Raw genomic sequence first — 17,555 nt, 5'->3', positions numbered from 1 at the left:
AAATCGTAATTATTACGCTTTGAATACATTTGAAGTAAAGAAATGGATGGTCGGTTGAATGAATAAAGTGGAGATTCATATATTAGGTGGTTTTTTAGGTAGTGGAAAATCAACATTATTACAAAATTTATTGTTAGCAGAGAAAAAGAAGAATAGAAAAGTTGCAGTATTAATGAATGAAATTGGTGAATACTCGGTAGATACAGATATTATTGGAAAAGAGAATGTTTTAAGAGAACTTCTTAAAGGCTGTATTTGTTGTACGTTAAAAGAAGAGCTTGAAATACAATTACATTCGTTATACCAACAAGAAAGACCAGATGTGATTTATATAGAAACGACAGGTGTTGCACATCCAATTGAAGTGTTAGACGCGTGTGTCTCGCCAATTTTAGCTCCTTTTCTGGAAGTGAAATCAATTGTAGTCGTTTTAGATGCAGTAAGGTGGTTAAACCGAAGTATATTAAGTGCAAATGTACAACAGCTATTGCATGAGCAACTGAAATTTGGTAGTCACATTCTTGTTAATAAAGCAGATTTACTAACAGATGAAGATAAGAACACAGTATTTGAAGAAGTAAAGGCAATAAATGATCATGCGAAAATGTATGAGACAAAGTATTGTAATATATCTTTAAAAGATATAGAGAAAGCAGAATTTCCAAATGATGAGGAACATGAGACACTACATGTCAAACAGCATTTACATATACAAACGATGACGTATCAATTTTCGAAACCGATTGATCAAGACAAATTATATGAATGGCTTTCGAATTTACCAGATAGTATTTATCGAGTGAAAGGTTTTGTGAAATTCCATGGAGATAAATACCCTCACCTATTCCAATATTCGTTCGGAGTACCAACTTTATTAGAACAAGACTTCGGTTTCCCGACAAACTTAGTAGTAATAGGAGAAGGACTAGATAAGAAACAATTGGCTGAAGGGTTAGAGAAAGTAGAACTTAACTCTAATTAAGGTGAAAAGACTAACTTAAAAAATAAGTTAGTCTTTTTGTATGATCATTACTGAAATGAAACAGTATTTTCAATTGGATTGCAGAATATATATTGATTGTATGTCCGTTTCCATTACATAGGAAGGTGATTATATATTTGTGCCGAATGTAGAGGGTACTACAAGAGTTTTCCATTATCTATCGAATTAGTTAGTCATGATTACGGACAGGGGATTTTGGCGTGTTTGATTCTATCAGAAAGTAAAGTATGGGGAGGATCACAATGTCGATGAAAAAACGTAAGTGGCTAAAGACAATGTTTACTGGTTGTGTTTTAGGTTCGTTATTAATAACGGCAGCTTGTTCAGGAAAGAAAACAAGTACAGAGGATGAAAAAACGGTTAAGGTAGGAGTCCTTGCTTCTTTAACAGGACCGCTAGAATCGTATGGAAAACAAACAGTGAACGGATTTGAATTAGGGTTAGATTATGCAACTGGTGGAACTGGGAAAGTAGATGGGAAAAAGATTAAGTTTGTTGTAGAAGATACAGAAACGAAAGCGGATGTAGCAGTTAAAAAAGCTACGAAGTTATTAGAAGAAGAGAAAGTTGATTTTTTAGTTGGATCGTCTAGTTCCAGTGATACGTTAGCAGTTTTACCACTGGCCGGGGAATATGAAAAGATTATGGTTGTAGAACCAGCAGTAGCGGATAGTATTACCGGGAAGAACTGGAATAAATATATTTTTAGAACTGGAAGAAGTTCCTCACAAGATGCGATTGCAGGAGCAGCAGCAATTGCGAAAAAAGATGTAAAGATTGCGACATTTGCCCCAGATAACGCTTTTGGTCGTGAAGGGATTGCTGCATTTAAAGCGGGTGCGAAAAAATTAGGTGCGAACATTGTGAATGAGCAATACGCGGATACAAATTCAACAGATTTTACAGCGAATATTCAAAATATCATTAGTTCAAAACCAGATTACTTATTTATCGTTTGGGCAGGGGCAAATTCACCTTGGAAACAGTTGAAAGATATGAATGTGGAAGCGCAAGGTATTAAAATTTCTACAGGTGCGCCAGATATACCAGCATTAAAAACAATGGATGCATTAGTAGGTATGCAAGGTTTTTCTGTATATTATCACACACTTCCAAAAAATAAAGTGAATGATTGGCTAGTTGAAGAGCATAAAAAACGTTTTAATGGTGCAGTGCCAGATTTGTTTACAGCGGGAGGAATGTCAGCAGCAATTTCTATTGTAGAAGCCTTAAAGAAAACAAAAGGTGATACAGATGTAGATACATTGATTAAGAAAATGGAAGGAATGGAATTTGATACACCGAAAGGAAAGATGAAGTTTAGAGAGAAGGACCACCAAGCGATGCAGACGCTGTATTCTGTCACATTGAAAAAGCAAGATGGTGTTGATTATCCGGTGCCAGTATTAGAGCGAGAATTAACGATGAAAGAGACAGAACCACCAGTTCAAAGTAAATAGACTGAATTTTCTGTTGTTTTTGTATAAAGAGGGGGGACCCTCTTTATACATATTTCTTTCATACTCACGGCTTTAAAGGGAGGGATTTCGTGACACATTTGCTAGAGACGAAAAATCTTAGCGTATCTTTTGGTGAACATCATGTTATTAAAGATGTAAATTTAACTGTCCAAAAAGGAAAGCTCATTTCTATTATCGGGCCAAATGGTGCGGGGAAGACAACATTATTTAATTTACTAAGTGGACAGATTTCACCCACAACAGGTGAAGTGTATTTTAAAGGGCAAGATATTACAAAACTATCGATTTCAGATCGAACACGCTTAGGAATCGGTCGCTCTTTTCAGCTTACAAACATATTCCCAGAATTAACGGTACTTGAAAATGTCCGTTTAAGTGTTCAATCATTCGTACAAGATTACTATAGTTTTTTCCCGAGTCCAGCAAAATTAAAGCAACAAGTTGGAGAGGCGAGACGTTTCTTAAAAACAGTATTACTTCACGAGAAAGAGAACGTATTAGCGAAAGATTTGGCACATGGAGAGAAAAGAAAGCTAGAACTTGCGATGTTATTAGCTTTAAAAACGGATGTGTTATTACTTGATGAGCCGACGGCAGGTATTTCGGTTGAGGAGGTCCCTGCTATATTACAAGTGATTGAAAATATTAAGAAACATCCAGAGAGCACAATTGTACTTATCGAACACAAAATGGATATGATACTAGGTTTGTCAGATCATCTTATCGTTTTATTTCATGGAGAGTTATTGGCTGAAGGATTGCCAGAAGAAATTATGAAAGATGAGCGTGTACAAAGTGCTTATTTAGGGGGATTATATAGTGGCACTATTACAAGTGAATAATATAGAAACGTATTTAGATCAGTTTCATATTTTGCAAGGAGTATCTCTTGCTGTTGAGAAAGGGACAATTACTGTACTGTTTGGTAGAAACGGGGCAGGGAAAACAACGACATTACGTTCAGTTATGGGGTTTCACCGCATTGCAGATGGTGAAATTTATTATGATAGTGCAAAAGTAAGTGGATTACCTACACATTTAATTTCAAGGAAAGGAATAGGGTATGTACCAGAAAATCAAGGTATTTTTCATGATTTGACAGTAGAAGAAACATTCGCTCTTGCTAGGGGAAAAGGTGAGGAAGTAGAAGGGAAAATAGAGTGGATGCTGGAACTATTTCCGGATTTAAAGCAGTTTTGGAATAAGAAAAGTGGGCTCTTGAGCGGAGGGCAAAAGCAAATGTTGGCTATTTCAAGAGCGTTTATTAATAGTGATGGATTATTACTTATTGATGAACCGAGCAAAGGGCTATCCCCGATAATGGTGGAGAAATTAATGGTAGCTATTTTGAAGATGAAAGAGAAAACAACAGTTTTACTTGTTGAGCAAAATTTTATGATGGCCAGTCAAATTGGCGATTATTTTTACATTATGGATAACGGACGAATGGTTCATAACGGTTTTATGAATGAATTAAAAAAGGATAAGGAAATGTGTCATAAATATTTAGGAATCTCTTAACATGAATCCGAGGTGAAAAGGGTGGATGTGTTAATCAATTTATTTGTAAATGGGATTTCAACAGGGATGCTCATTTTTTTGTTAGCATCAGGTCTTTCACTTATTTTCGGTCTAATGAGTGTTTTAAACTTTGCACACGGTGGTTTATTTGCATGGGGAGCATTTACAGGTGTTTGGTTATTTAATATGACAGGAAGTTATATATTAGCTTTAGTTGGAGCAGTAGCCATGGGAATGTTCCTAGGATTTATTTTAGAAAGGTTTCTTATTAGACCGGTATATGGAAATCATGTTCGACAGCTGCTCGTTACGCTTGGAGGAATGCTCGTTCTTAGTGAGTGTATTAAAATATTTTGGGGGCCAAACCCTATTAGTGCAAAATTACCGTTATGGTTACAAGGAAGTTTTACATTCGGAGGTATTATATTAATTAAATATCGTCTATTTGTTATTTTGATTGGGATAATTATTTACATTGCACTACTACTATTACTCAAAAAGACGAAGATAGGTCTTATGATCCGTGCAGGTGTAATGGATAAAGAAATGGTTCAAGCGCTTGGTATTAATGTAAAAGCGATATTTTCTTTCGTCTTTTTATTAGGAGCAGGGATGGCAGCTTTGGGAGGATTCTTATTAGCACCGTATTCGGGCGTTATTTTCGCCGAGATGGGCATGCAGTATGCAATTTTAGCTTTTATAGTAGTAATTATCGGTGGATTAGGAAGCGTACAAGGTTCAGCTATTGCTTCTTTAATTGTTGGATTAGCTGGTGCTTTTACAGCGTATTTTATACCAGATTTATCACTTGCAATTAATATGTTAATGTTACTATTTTTCTTAATAGTGAAGCCAACTGGACTTGTTGGTGAAAAGGGGTGAAATGGTGAACAGCACATCGGACCGAATTAAAGTATACTTCGGAGTATGTATGCTCATTTGTTTAAGTGTATTTCCGTTCGTAAATGATTCACGGAGCCTGTTAATTTTGTTCACTCAAATCTTCATCTTTGCTATTTTTGCAATGAGTTTTGATGTATTGCTTGGGTATACAGGAATTGTATCGTTCGGTCATTGTATGTTCTTTGGGATAGGAGCATATGGGGTAGCGCTTTTATTTGATCGACAAGGCGTATCAATAACGAACTTTTTAATTGGAATAGTAGCTGCAATTATCATTTCAGCAATCGTTAGTTATATAATTGGTTTACTTTCTTTACGGCTGAAAAGTCATTTTTATGCGATGTTAACACTTGCTATTTCACAGTTGTTTTTCGTCCTTGCTGAAAAATGGCGTGGGCTCACTCACGGAGGGGATGGTTTTACATTTGGTGTACCAGACGTATTCCGTGATCGTTTTACGTTTTATTATGTAACACTTATATGTTTACTTATCATTTTTGTTCTGTTACGTCTTTTCACCAAATCTTCTATTGGAAAAGTATTAAAGGCAATTTCACAAAATGAGCAACGTGTTGAAGCACTAGGATATAAAGTGCTTCATTATAAAATTATTGCTAGCATTGTTGCAGGAGTAGTAGCTGCGATTAGCGGTGGTTTATTTGTTATCACTTTACGCTTTGTTAATACGACTGTATTTTCAATTGAAATGACATTAAATGCATTATTGATGACAATGATTGGAGGCGTCGGAACGTTAATTGGAGCAATTGCAGGAGCTGGAATTATTGAATCTCTGAAATATTATTTATCAGAACTAGCTACAGAGTATCCGATTTTTGAAAGATGGACGATTATTCTTGGTTTATTGTACATTATCGTATTGCTAGTTTTCCCGAAAGGATTAGTTGGCACGGTTAAGGGACTGAAGAATATGAAACGGAATAAGAAGGGGAAAAGTGCAGAAGTGGAGCAAAATGTGTGAAAAATCAATTGTATAGAATATGAAAATCCCTCTTTTAGATTCATAAAGGAGGGATTTTTTATTAACCAAATAGTTCATCAGGGATTTGTTTGAAAGAGTTTTGATTTGTAAAAAAATGAACAGCTAATTTCTCAACTGGAACATCTTCAATTGGTACCAATTTATCATTTTTAATCGGTAAAAAAGCTATTCCTTTTCCATCATCAATAAACTCTTCCATAAGCGAATAAGAATCCAACTGTTGAAGTTGTTGCTGAGATAGATTGTTTTCTTTTAGAAATTGTATCGTCTTATTTCTAAAAGGGCACTTTTTGTCATTGCTAACGAAGAAAATTTCTTTTGAATAATCAATGGTACATTTTTCTTTCGCTTTTAATAAGCCTACAGAAATTGAGGTCGTGAACACTTTTTTAAACGATGCGTCAGGATAATCCTCATAAGTTATGACCATATCAACTTTTTGTTGCTGAAGTAATTTTTGCAAATGACTACTACTTTCTACATATATTTGATAATTTCTGAAGTTTTCTTCAATACGCTTACTTAAATAATTTGTCAAAATAGATTGTGATGTCGCTATTATATAAGAAGAACCACTCGTTTTAATTTCATCTTTTACTTCTTCTAATAGAGTTAATATTTTATTCGTGTAATCTAATAAAATGTCACCAGCAGGTAACAAGGAAACGCCTTTGTTATCTCTATGTAGTAAAGGCGTTTCTAATTCTTGTTCTAATTTTTTGATTCGCTCAGTTACGTTCGGTTGAACATATCCTAACTCTTTAGCAGCTTTACTAATAGAACCCTCACTGGCTACAGTTTTGAATATAATAAGATCATTTATTTCCATGTATCTCAGCCCCTTATGCACTATCATTATAAATGATACCAAACATAATTTATACCTATTTTACGTTAGCCACTTATCGATTTATCATAATGTATATAAGATTGAAAGCGAGTGATAAACATGATTGGAATGCAATATAAGGTCATTCTTCCAAAGGATTATGACATGGAAATTATTAAGAAAAGGGTAAAGGATAATGGCTATAAAACTGATGGTTTCCAAGAACTAAATTTTAAAGCTTATTTAATTACGGAAACGGAGAAAGACGGGAATTTTTATAACTGCTATGCACCTTTATATATTTGGAATGGTCATGAAGGGATGAATAAATTTATCTTTGAAGGGTATTACGATAATATTTTACAATCGTTTGGTTGGCAAAAAATACATATAGGTGTTACATTAGTTGTTAATCTAAGTGGTGATTTTAAGAATTGTAAGTATGTTGTTGAATACGTGGGGAGTATTTCTCAAAAGAATTCATTGATTGAAACTCAATTTAACATTTTTAATAAGAATGTCCAGAATACAGAAAATTGTAAAGGGAATGTAATAGTGTATAACCCAGATAGGTGGGGATATAGTCAGTTTGAATTTTATGAAGTAAAGCCTGAGACTGAAGAGATAGAGGATATTACAATATATGAGATTTTACACATTTCACAGTAGATGCGGAATTGAAATATAAATAAATTATTTATAAAAAATCCATTTTGATTCAAGTAATAATTTTCAAAATGGACTTTTCTTAATTATCTTATGTATATTCAAAACAAATGACTGCTTTTCTTAATTCTTTATTAAAGAATAAGTAAATACGATCGGCACCATAAGCTTGAAAATAATAACCTGTAACAAATCCAACATATGTAAAGGGATGTCCGTATTCATCTTTTGGTACATATAGAAGATTCGTAAAATCAAAAATTTCGTCTTCGTTATCGCAGTTTTCTAATAATTCTTCACCTTCTTCTGTCATAAAACGAACATCATCTAGGATACCATTTATCATGGGATAATTTAATCCCCAGCCATTTGTTTGTTTTTCAGCAAACTCTCGTTCTAATACTTCTACAGATGTTATTTCTTTTCCAAAGCTAGAATAAGGATAAATTTTTTGATTACGTTGAAAATATTCTTTACGGATTTGATAATTTCTTTCATTACTCTCGTAGGCTTGTTCTATTATGTCAGAATTATTTTGTTCGATTTCGAAATAATTCCAATCCGCTTCAAATTTATATTTTCCATTAATGACATCGAATCCTAATGTATCTACTTTCGTAAAATTTGTGTGAAATGGTTTGGTGAAATCACCCACGCAACCATCATGGATTTCTTTTGCTGACACAATATGTAACCATTCGTCCAATTCCGGTTCAATACATTGTAAGTTTATAGAACAAATGGGTAAAAAGTGCTTTTTATGTTGTTCCAAATCATCATAAAATATGTCTTCATATTCAGGAAATGGTTTTATAAATTGTTTAGAAATATGCATGTTCTGCCCACCTTTATATTAGTACTTTGTTTAATTTTATCATTTTATTTGAATTTTTTCTTATTTAAAATTTTATAATACTCATAGTTATGGGAAGAAAGAGTTCGTAAGTAAGGTGGATATCTTATTGTTAAAATTTTATCATATATCGAACAGTTGAGAGATGATGCGAAGTAAGACTTCATACTTATACATAGCCTTATTACATTCGACACATAGCGACAATATACTGTTCATTTATCTGTTAGTATAATATATAGTTTTTGGGGATTTTTATCATTTTCACATTGGGGGAAGGGAATTTATGTTTAAAAAAATCGCGACAGTCACTTTAGCAGGGACGTTAGCTTTCAGTTTATCGGCATGTGATGAGAAGAAAGAAGTAGCTAAAACTGTATCAAATAATACGAAGGAAGAGCAAAGTAGTGCTAAAAAAGAAAATACGAAGAATGAAGATACAAGAGAATATAATGTTGAAAAAACTACTCAAATTAGAAATCAAAAATTAACAGTCCATAAAGTACAAATAGCACAAGTGGCAGAATATGACAAGCTGGAAAAAGGTAATGAGTTTGTTATTGTTCATGTTACAGTAGAGAATATTGGTAATCAAAAAGTTAGAATTAATCCATTAGATTTTTACCTTGAAAGAGGAGATGGAAGTATCGTGGACCATACATTTTCAACTAGTAATAAAAATATTTTTAAAATTAAAGATGTAGATCCAAACGGTAAGTTAACAGGAGCCATAACATTTGAAGCGAAAAAAGGTGATTCTAATCTTGAATTAATTTATAGACCTGATGTTATGTCTAAAGAGGAAGTAAAAGTAGAACTTAAATGATTTATCCCGTAAGAGCCCGATTGGTGTAAACAAGGGCCTTTTATGCAAACTTATACAACTTTTACATGAAGACGGTATACTCAAATGAATTTACGGTACGATAAAAGAAAATAATAGATTAGAAGACGATGTGAATTTCAAACATATTGTTTTGAAAACAAAAAATAAATGCATGATAAGGATTGGCGTTGGAGCTTAATCCTTTTTTTTATGGAGGTGTAGAGAATGGCAAGTAGACCTAATACTACACGAGTGATGCCTTTAGTTAAGTACAAGTAAGTTGAGTTATATATAAAATGAAATTATTTCTTGCATTACTATCACTTGAGTGGTAAAGTGATAGTAAGATTAACGCTAGGAAGTGACAAAACATGCGTGATAATACGATAGGATCATTAATATGGTTACGTTTAATACGATTTACGAACCAAAGTAATCAAATGTCAAATGAGTTTTTAAAACGTTTTGATTTAACGACAGCTCAATTTGATGTGCTTTTGCAAATACGTACGTATCAACCACTAACACAAATGGAGTTAGCTGAAAAGGTAACTGTTACACAAGGTGGCATTTCTCGAATGTTAACTCGTCTTGAAAAAGAAGGATATATTGTACGAAAACAAGATTGGAAAACGAAAACAATTAGTCTTACAGAGCAAGGAGAAGCAGCTTTAGAGAGAGCATTGCCAGAGCAACTTGCATTTCAATCATCTTTTTTTGATGATGTATTAAATGAAGAAGAACAGAAAATATTATACGAGCTAATGACAAAAGTTCATAAGCATAGTGAAAAAAAAGAATTACCGAAAGAGTAATTTTTTTTACAATATCAATTGACTAATCAAGTGAAGTTATAGGCAATAGGAAAATACATTTGACTTACAAACATTTTTAAAAGAGAAACTAATAACACTTCATTAAAGGAGAGAGTAATGATGGAAAAATACCGTATGGATACAAATAAAGGGATGGAGTTTGGATTATATTCAATTGGTGATCACGTTTTAAATCCGCATAACGGAGAGAAAATTAGTGCAGAACAAAGAATTCATGAATTAATTGAAACAGCTAAGTTAGCGGATGAAGCTGGACTTGATGTATTTGCTGTCGGTGAAAGTCATCAAACGCATTTTACAACACAAGCTCATACAGTTATTTTAGGAGCTATTGCACAAGCTACGAAAAATATAAAAATTGCAAGTTCAGCAACGATAGTAAGTACATCTGATCCGGTACGAGTATATGAGGATTTTGCTACAATTGACTTAATTTCTAATGGACGTGCAGAAATCGTGGTTGGTCGTGGATCTCGTATTGGGGGATATAGTTTACTTGGTTATGACGTGAATGATTATGAAGAATTATTTGAAGAGAAGATGGATCTTTTATTAAAAATTAATAACGAGGAACATGTAACTTGGAATGGACAGTTCAGAGCACCACTTGCATACGCATCGGTTATTCCAAGAGCGAAAAATAATAATTTACCAATTTGGCGTGCAGTTGGTGGCCCACCAGCTAGTGCGATTAAAGCAGGGCGTGTGGGTGTGCCAATGATGATAACAACACTAGGTGGTCCAGCTATTAACTTTAAAGGATCAGTAGATGCTTATCGTGAGGCTGCTGTACAAAGCGGATTTGATCCAGCTAGTTTACCAGTTGCGACAACGAGTTTATTTTATACGGCAAAAAATTCACAAGATGCACTTAGTGAATATTACCCTCACATTAATGCTGGTATGCTTACACTGCGCGGTGGTGGGTATCCGAAACAGCAATTTACAAATGCAATAGATTACCGTGATGCTTTAATGGTTGGTAGCCCACAACAAATCATTGAGAAAATGCTGTACCAATATGAATTATTTGGCCAACAACGCTTTATGGCACAAATTGATTTTGGCGGTGTACCATTTGATAAAATTGAGAAAAATATTGAATTAATTGCTACTGAAATTTTACCAGCCGTTAGAAAACATACAGCAAAATAAATAAAAAAACTGAGAGTCTAATCGACTTTCAGTTTTTTTTATTTGTTCTGGAAAAATGACAAAAAAATGAACTTTTAGTCGAGGAAGAGGGAAGTTATTTTCTATTTTTGAATAACATTATTTCGAGTTTGAATTTTGAAAATACATTTTTCTCTTGACAAAAAACAAGCGTTTATCGAGGGTGGTTTCGAGGACATTTTTTCGGGTGAAAGTCAAGTGTATGAAGAGAAAAACGATTGTTTTATAGATATAAAAGTAAGAAGTATATTGAAAAAACACATTTTGCTAATGAGAAAAATCTGATTCAAAAAAATGACAAAAGACATATTTCAGACAAAATGATGTCAATAATACGTCAAAAATAACCTGAATTTACTATGCAGGTATATTATACAATTCGATTAACGAATAAAACACTACAGAAATAGTGAAAAGGTAAAAAATAGCATTACAATAGTTTGAAAAACTGAAACTTCATATTTTTCGACAATACATACAAAATGTTTTTGTCTTTTCGTATTTCTTAATAATTGAGTTTGATAAGATTGCTCAATTAACTTTTATTATAAAAACTATGAAGGAAGTGATTTTAGTATGGAAACGCTCGAATTGGCACGAATACAGTTCGCATCAACAACGATTTTCCATTACTTTTTTGTTCCGCTGTCAATTGGTTTAGCTTTTATTATTGCGATCATGCAAACGTTGTATGTGGTAAAAGGGCAAGAAGTATATAAGAAGATGGCAAAGTTTTGGACGCAATTATTCCTTATTAACTTTGCAGTAGGTGTAGTAACAGGGATTTTACAAGAATTTCAGTTTGGTATGAACTGGTCAACGTATTCACGTTTTGTAGGTGATGTATTTGGTCCATCACTTGCAATTGAAGGATTACTGGCATTTTTCATTGAGTCTACATTCCTAGGTTTATGGGTATTCGGTGAGGATAAATTACCGAAGCGAATTCACTTAATGTGTATTTGGCTCCTTTCAATTGGAACGATGTTATCAGCATTCTGGATTTTAACCGCAAGTGCATTTATGCAGTCACCTGTCGGGTATGAAATGGCAGCGGATGGTCGTGCGCAAATGAATGATTTCTTAGCCATTATTCAAAACCCACAACTATGGGTACAATTCCCGCATACAATTACAGCGGCAATTGCAACAGGTGCATTCTTTATTGCTGGTGTAAGTGCATGGAAAATTACAAAAGGACAAGAAACTGTAGTATTTAAAAAATCTTTCCGAATTTCTATCATTGTTGGAACAATTACAACGGCGCTTGTATTATTCTTCGGTCATGCACAAGCGCAACAATTAATTAAGACACATCCAATGAAGATGGCGGCAGCTGAAGCGCTATGGAATACAAGTGAGGATCCAGCACCATTTACAGTATTTTCGAAAATTGATACAGAGAAGAAAGAAAATTCGTTTGAAATTCAAATACCTTATATGCTAAGTCTATTATCGTATGATAAGTTTAGCGGTCAAGTTGAAGGGATGAATCAAATTCAAAAACAATATGAAGAAAAATATGGACCTGGAGATTATATTCCACCAGTGCATACAATGTTTTGGAGTTTTAGAGCGATGGTGATGAGTGGAACATTCATGCTTCTTCTAGGAGCTTACGGATGGTTCTTATCAAGAAAAGATCGTTTAGCTGAAAAAACGTGGTATTTAAAATTAATGGTGTATGCAATTTCTCTTCCATTCATTGGTAATACAGTAGGGTGGATTATGACTGAAATGGGTCGTCAACCTTGGGTAGTATTTGGTGTAATGAAAACAGAAGATGCTGTATCACCAAATGTAACATTCGGTGAAGTATTATTCTCACTTATTTCATTCACATCAATGTATTTAATTATGGGTGGAATTTGTGTGTACTTATTTGTTCGTACCATTAAGGGCCACAAGAATAAGAAAACGAAAAAGGATTATCAAAGCCATGATCCATTTGATAAGGAGGAAGAGTATGTTATCTCTTAATGAGTTATGGTTTTTAGTTATTGCAATCTTATTTGTTGGATTCTTCGTACTGGAAGGTTTCGACTTTGGGGTAGGAATGGTTTCGAGGTTTTTAGGAAAGAATGATTTTGAAAAACGAGTTTACTTAAATACAATAGGACCGTTCTGGCACGCGAATGAAGTATGGCTTGTTTGTGCTGGCGGAGCGATGTTTGCAGCATTTCCGCACTGGTATGCAACTTTATTTAGTGGTTTTTATATTCCATTTGTATTTATGCTTCTTGCTTTAATTTTAAGAGGTGTTTCCTTTAAATTTCGTGCGAAAATAGATAATCATAAATGGAAGAGTGCATGGGATTGGGGGATGTTTATTGGAAGTATGTTACCTCCTATCCTTTGGGGAGTTGCGATTGCAAACTTTATGGTAGGTGTACCTATTGATGAGAGTAAAAATGTTGTAGGTGGATTCTTGCAACTACTTCATCCATTTGCGTTACTTGGAGGAGTAATGTTTCTCCTACTATGTATTGTTCACGGATTACAATTTCTTACGATACGTACAACTGGTAAATTGAGAGAACGTGCACGAATTGCTGCAATAAAAATTGCACCATTTTCATTAATTACACTTCTTGTTTTTGCTGGTGTGGGGTTATGGAAAACCGACATTTTCACTGCTCATGGAACAGAATGGATTATGGTGCCAATCGGAGCTTTTGTAGCACTATTAGTGTCCACTTTATTAAATAAAAGAAGAAGAGATGGTTGGGCTTTCTTTATGACGAGTTTAACAATCATTTTACTAAGTGCGAGTGTATTTATCGGTATGTTCCCACGTGTTATGATTAGCTCTTTAGGAGCAATGAATGATTTGACAATTTACAACGCAGCATCAGGAGCTTATGCATTAAAACTTATGACTTACTTTGCGATTGCTATTTTGCCTTTCGTTATCGGAAGTCAAATATGGAGTTATTATGTATTTAGACAACCTGTTAAGTCAGACAACGATTTGGAGTACTAATGAAAAGAAAAAGAGGACTTCCGTCTTATCCCGGTAGCCGTATTTTATATGTAGCGTTAACGATTATTAGTATTTTAGAAGCTTTTAGTATTATTGCGCAAACAATCTTTTTAGCACGAGCTATTACGTTTTTATTTCATGGAGAGACAGTACAAACAATATTAAGTGAAATTGTTTATTTTGGTATCGCGTTTGCAGCGCGACACATAGTAGTTCGAACATCACAAATATTAGTGGAACGTTTTGCTGAAAAAACAGGGTCGTTACTAAGAAAACAACTAATAGAGGCATATTTCACATTAGGTCCAAGGTATGTTCAAACTGTCGGAACTGGTCATCTGGTTACCTTATCAATTGAAGGGATTGAGAAATTTAAAACATATATTGAATTAACGATTCCTAAAATGATTAGAAGTAGCATCGTTCCAGGTCTAATTGTACTATACGTTTTTACGCTAGATATTGAGTCTGGAATCATTTTAGTTGTAACGATTCCTATCGTGATCATATTTATGATTCTTCTCGGATTAGCAGCGCAAAAAATGGCAGATAGTCAGTACGAGATATATCGTGTACTTTCGAACCATTTTGTAGATACGTTAAAAGGTTTAGAAACATTAAAGTATTTAGGGAAAAGTGAACAGCACGAAGGAAAGATTGAAAAAGTAAGTAAAAGGTATAGAAAAGCAACGATGCGTACTTTGCGAGTTGCTTTTCTTTCTTCTTTTGCATTAGATTTCTTTACGAGTTTATCAATCGCGTTTGTGGCAGTTGGATTAGGGATACGTTTAATAGATGGAACGATTATACTATTACCAGCCCTAACAATTTTGATTTTAGCTCCGGAATATTTTCTGCCGATTAAACAAGTGGGAGCAAATTATCATGCAACATTAGATGGACAAATTGCGATGGAGCAAATAGAAGAGATTTTGCAACAACAAAAAAGAATACAAAAGAAAGATTTAAATGAAGATATAGTATGGAATGCCTCTAGTAGCTTGAAATTACAAGACATCAAAGTTAATAATACTGAATCTGAAAAGGCTATATTAGAAGGAATTAATTTTACTTGGGAAGGTAACGGTGCTATTGGTGTTATTGGTGAAAGTGGTGCAGGCAAATCGACGTTAATCGACGTATTAGCAGGTTTTTTATCTCCTTCGAGTGGAAAGATGTTAGTAAATGGTGTAGAAGTTGATGGATCTACTCGTGAAGATTGGCAAAAAAATATCGCTTATATTCCGCAGCAACCTTATATTTTTCCGCTTTCATTAAAGGATAACATTCGTTTTTATGAAACAAATGCAACAGATGAAGAAGTTGAAAGAGTTATTAATGAAGTCGGCCTTCGTTCACTCGTTACATCACTTCCAAATGGGATGCACGAAAGAATTGGGGAAGGTGGACGTATGCTAAGTGGCGGACAAGAACAGCGTGTTGCTATGGCGCGTGCGCTTTTAAGTAAAAAACCAATCATTTTATTAGATGAGCCTACGGCACATCTTGATATTGAAACCGAATTTGAAATAAAGCAAGCGATGTTACGTCTATTTAATGGAAAGTTAGTATTTTTAGCAACCCACCGTCTACATTGGATGAAACAAATGGACCATATTCTTATTTTAAATAAAGGGGAAATGAAAGACAGTGGGACGTATGAAGAACTTTTAGAGAATGAGACATTACATTTTCATAGGGAAGAGAGGGGAGAGAAATGAGTAACTGGGTTAAACCTTATATAAAACAAAATAAAGGTAGAATGACTTTAACTATTTTCCTTGGTCTTCTTGGAGTTAGTTCAGGAGCGATGTTACTTTTTATTTCAGGTTATTTGATCTCAAAATCTGCCCTTAGACCAGAAAATGTAATGGCTGTATATGTTCCTATTGTTGCAACAAGAGCGTTTAGTATAGGGCAAGCTGTATTTCATTATATAGAGCGCTTAGTTGGACATGATGTCGTACTACGTATATTAGAAAAAATGAGAACGAGGCTATATAGAATAGTAGAACCACAGGCGTTATTTTTCCGTTCTCGATTTCAAACGGGTGATATGTTAGGAGTGTTATCCGAAGATATAGAGCATTTGCAAAACCTATATTTACGTACAATATTTCCTAGCATATTAGCGCTAGTTGTTTATAGTATCTTCGTACTTGTTATCGGTGCATTTGATTTTGTTTTTGCACTTATTGTAGGTTGTATGTTAGCTATTATCGTTTTTCTTCTTCCGTTTGTATCATTACTTTTGATGAAGAAACATCATGTTACTTTAAAGCAAGGAAGAAACCGTTTGTATCAACAACTGACAGATGCTGTTTTTGGATTATCTGATTGGCAAGCAAGTGGTCGTAAAGATGAATTTATTAATGAGTATGTAAAACAAAATGATCAGTTGTTAAAAATCGAAAAGAGAGTGAAACGCTGGTATCATATTCGGGATAGTATCATTCAATTAGTAGTAGGTATTGTAGTTATTTCGATGATCATATGGACTGGGAATGAAGCGGCAAGTGAACAAATTGCTCCTACAGTTATCGCAGCTTTCGTATTAATGACTTTATCTGTAACGAACGCGCTTATTCCTATTGCAGATGCCATCGATCGAATACCGTCGTATGTAGAATCTACCCATCGTCTTAATGGCGTAGAAAGTGATAGTGTTTTACATGATGAAACGGATTTGCATGGAGAGAAAGATTATATTGAACCAAAACATGTAGATATTGAACTGAATCACGTATCGTATAGTTATCCAGATAGTAATGAGATTGTATTAAAAGATGTATCATTACAAATAAAAGCAGGGAAGAAAATTGCTATTTTAGGGAGAAGTGGCACAGGGAAATCTACTTTACTAAAATTGTTAACAGGGGCGTTAAGCCCAGTAAATGGCCAAGTTGTACTAAATGGTGAACGAGCTCATACGAATCTTTTATCTAAATATATTTCTGTATTAAATCAAAAGCCCCATTTGTTTGATACGACAATTGGAAATAATGTACGAATTGGCAAACCAGAGGCGACGGATGAAGAGATATGGAAAGCTTTAGAGAAAGCACAATTAGCTTCACATGTTACTTCTCTTCCAGACAGATTACAAACAAAAATGCATGAAATGGGAAAGCGGTTTTCTGGTGGGGAAAGACAAAGGGTTGCTTTTGCTAGAACTCTTATGCAAGAAACACCAATTATTGTACTTGATGAACCGACTATCGGTTTAGATCCAAAAACAGAATTGTCTTTAATTGAAACAATGTTTTCTGCAACGGAAGAAAAGACGGTTATTTGGATTACGCACCATCTTGTAGGAATAGAACATGTAGACGAAGTTATATTCCTTGATCGTGGCCAAATTGTCATGCAAGGTAGTCATAAACAACTTCTGAAAGAAAATGAAAAGTATCGTAAACTTTATGAGTTAGATAAAGGAATATAATTTGAATAAGCAATAATTGTAAAAATAGCTACGCCT

16 protein-coding genes are annotated in these 17,555 nt (G+C 34.1%); 14 read left to right on the top strand and 2 right to left on the bottom strand.

Going from position 1 to position 17,555, the window contains the following annotated elements; translation table 11 throughout:
- Positions 1-58: 58 nt before the first annotated feature.
- From F3I02_RS04920 to F3I02_RS04895, 6 genes are all read left to right on the top strand, one after another.
- The gene (locus F3I02_RS04920; RefSeq protein ID WP_001044945.1) at positions 59-982 is read left to right on the top strand and encodes a CobW family GTP-binding protein; all 924 of its coding nucleotides are present in this window, start codon (positions 59-61) and stop codon (positions 980-982) included.
- 263 nt (positions 983-1,245) lie between these two features.
- The gene (locus F3I02_RS04915) at positions 1,246-2,463 is read left to right on the top strand and encodes a substrate-binding domain-containing protein (protein ID WP_046945390.1); all 1,218 of its coding nucleotides are present in this window, start codon (positions 1,246-1,248) and stop codon (positions 2,461-2,463) included.
- 89 nt (positions 2,464-2,552) lie between these two features.
- On the top strand, positions 2,553-3,326 hold the full coding sequence (locus F3I02_RS04910; protein ID WP_000149324.1) for an ABC transporter ATP-binding protein: 774 nt from the start codon (positions 2,553-2,555) through the stop codon (positions 3,324-3,326).
- Entirely contained in the window at positions 3,304-4,005 is a 702-nt protein-coding gene (locus F3I02_RS04905) for an ABC transporter ATP-binding protein (protein WP_196477710.1), read from the top strand. Before F3I02_RS04910 ends, F3I02_RS04905 begins: the two co-directional genes overlap by 23 nt.
- 21 nt (positions 4,006-4,026) lie before the next feature.
- Positions 4,027-4,887 (top strand): branched-chain amino acid ABC transporter permease, encoded by an 861-nt coding sequence (locus F3I02_RS04900; protein WP_000382787.1) that lies wholly within the window; start codon positions 4,027-4,029, stop codon positions 4,885-4,887.
- Between the two features lie 49 nt (positions 4,888-4,936).
- Entirely contained in the window at positions 4,937-5,890 is a 954-nt protein-coding gene (locus tag F3I02_RS04895) for a branched-chain amino acid ABC transporter permease (protein WP_002163942.1), read from the top strand.
- Positions 5,891-5,951: 61 nt separating this feature from the next.
- Here the strand turns inward: F3I02_RS04895 and F3I02_RS04890 are convergent, their stop codons facing one another.
- Positions 5,952-6,740 (bottom strand): LysR family transcriptional regulator, encoded by a 789-nt coding sequence (locus F3I02_RS04890; RefSeq protein ID WP_000404989.1) that lies wholly within the window; start codon positions 6,738-6,740, stop codon positions 5,952-5,954.
- Between the two features lie 120 nt (positions 6,741-6,860).
- On the opposite strand from F3I02_RS04890, the gene F3I02_RS04885 reads away from it, so the two are divergent.
- Positions 6,861-7,409: a DUF4865 family protein gene (locus tag F3I02_RS04885; RefSeq protein ID WP_074594106.1), complete on the top strand. Its 549-nt coding sequence runs from the start codon at positions 6,861-6,863 to the stop codon at positions 7,407-7,409.
- 88 nt (positions 7,410-7,497) lie between these two features.
- On the opposite strand, the gene F3I02_RS04880 is transcribed toward F3I02_RS04885, so the two are convergent.
- Positions 7,498-8,241 carry a hypothetical protein gene (locus F3I02_RS04880; protein WP_000548211.1) on the bottom strand — a complete coding sequence of 248 codons (744 nt, stop codon included), beginning with the start codon at positions 8,239-8,241 and terminating at the stop codon, positions 7,498-7,500.
- Positions 8,242-8,545: 304 nt separating this feature from the next.
- Here F3I02_RS04880 and F3I02_RS04875 point away from each other — a divergent pair, with 304 nt between their 5' ends.
- From F3I02_RS04875 to cydC, 7 genes are all read left to right on the top strand, one after another.
- A complete protein-coding gene (locus F3I02_RS04875; RefSeq protein ID WP_000473158.1) occupies positions 8,546-9,085 on the top strand; it encodes a DUF4352 domain-containing protein in 540 nt (179 codons plus the stop codon).
- A gap of 371 nt (positions 9,086-9,456) precedes the next feature.
- The gene (locus F3I02_RS04870; protein WP_001205522.1) at positions 9,457-9,900 is read left to right on the top strand and encodes a MarR family winged helix-turn-helix transcriptional regulator; all 444 of its coding nucleotides are present in this window, start codon (positions 9,457-9,459) and stop codon (positions 9,898-9,900) included.
- Between the two features lie 120 nt (positions 9,901-10,020).
- Positions 10,021-11,076, top strand: a complete 1,056-nt coding sequence (locus F3I02_RS04865; RefSeq protein ID WP_074594104.1) for an LLM class flavin-dependent oxidoreductase — start codon at positions 10,021-10,023, stop codon at positions 11,074-11,076.
- A 594-nt stretch (positions 11,077-11,670) separates the two neighbouring features.
- Positions 11,671-13,074, top strand: coding sequence for a cytochrome ubiquinol oxidase subunit I (gene cydA / locus F3I02_RS04860; protein ID WP_000448869.1), 1,404 nt, complete (start codon positions 11,671-11,673; stop codon positions 13,072-13,074).
- A complete protein-coding gene (cydB, locus tag F3I02_RS04855) occupies positions 13,061-14,077 on the top strand; it encodes a cytochrome d ubiquinol oxidase subunit II (protein WP_000950083.1) in 1,017 nt (338 codons plus the stop codon). The genes cydA and cydB overlap by 14 nt, the downstream gene beginning before the upstream one ends.
- Positions 14,077-15,798, top strand: a complete 1,722-nt coding sequence (gene cydD / locus F3I02_RS04850; protein WP_074594103.1) for a thiol reductant ABC exporter subunit CydD — start codon at positions 14,077-14,079, stop codon at positions 15,796-15,798. Before cydB ends, cydD begins: the two co-directional genes overlap by 1 nt.
- Complete coding sequence (cydC, locus tag F3I02_RS04845; protein WP_074594102.1) at positions 15,795-17,519, top strand: thiol reductant ABC exporter subunit CydC; 1,725 nt, start codon at positions 15,795-15,797, stop codon at positions 17,517-17,519. The genes cydD and cydC overlap by 4 nt, the downstream gene beginning before the upstream one ends.
- Positions 17,520-17,555: the final 36 nt, after the last annotated feature.

Origin of the sequence: Bacillus sp. SRB3LM (assembly GCF_015712745.1) — a bacterium.
GTDB classification, from domain to species: Bacteria; Bacillota; Bacilli; order Bacillales; family Bacillaceae_G; genus Bacillus_A; species Bacillus_A thuringiensis_K.
The sequence above is the reverse complement of the archived record's forward strand: the minus strand, read 5'-3'. Positions and strand labels throughout refer to the sequence as shown.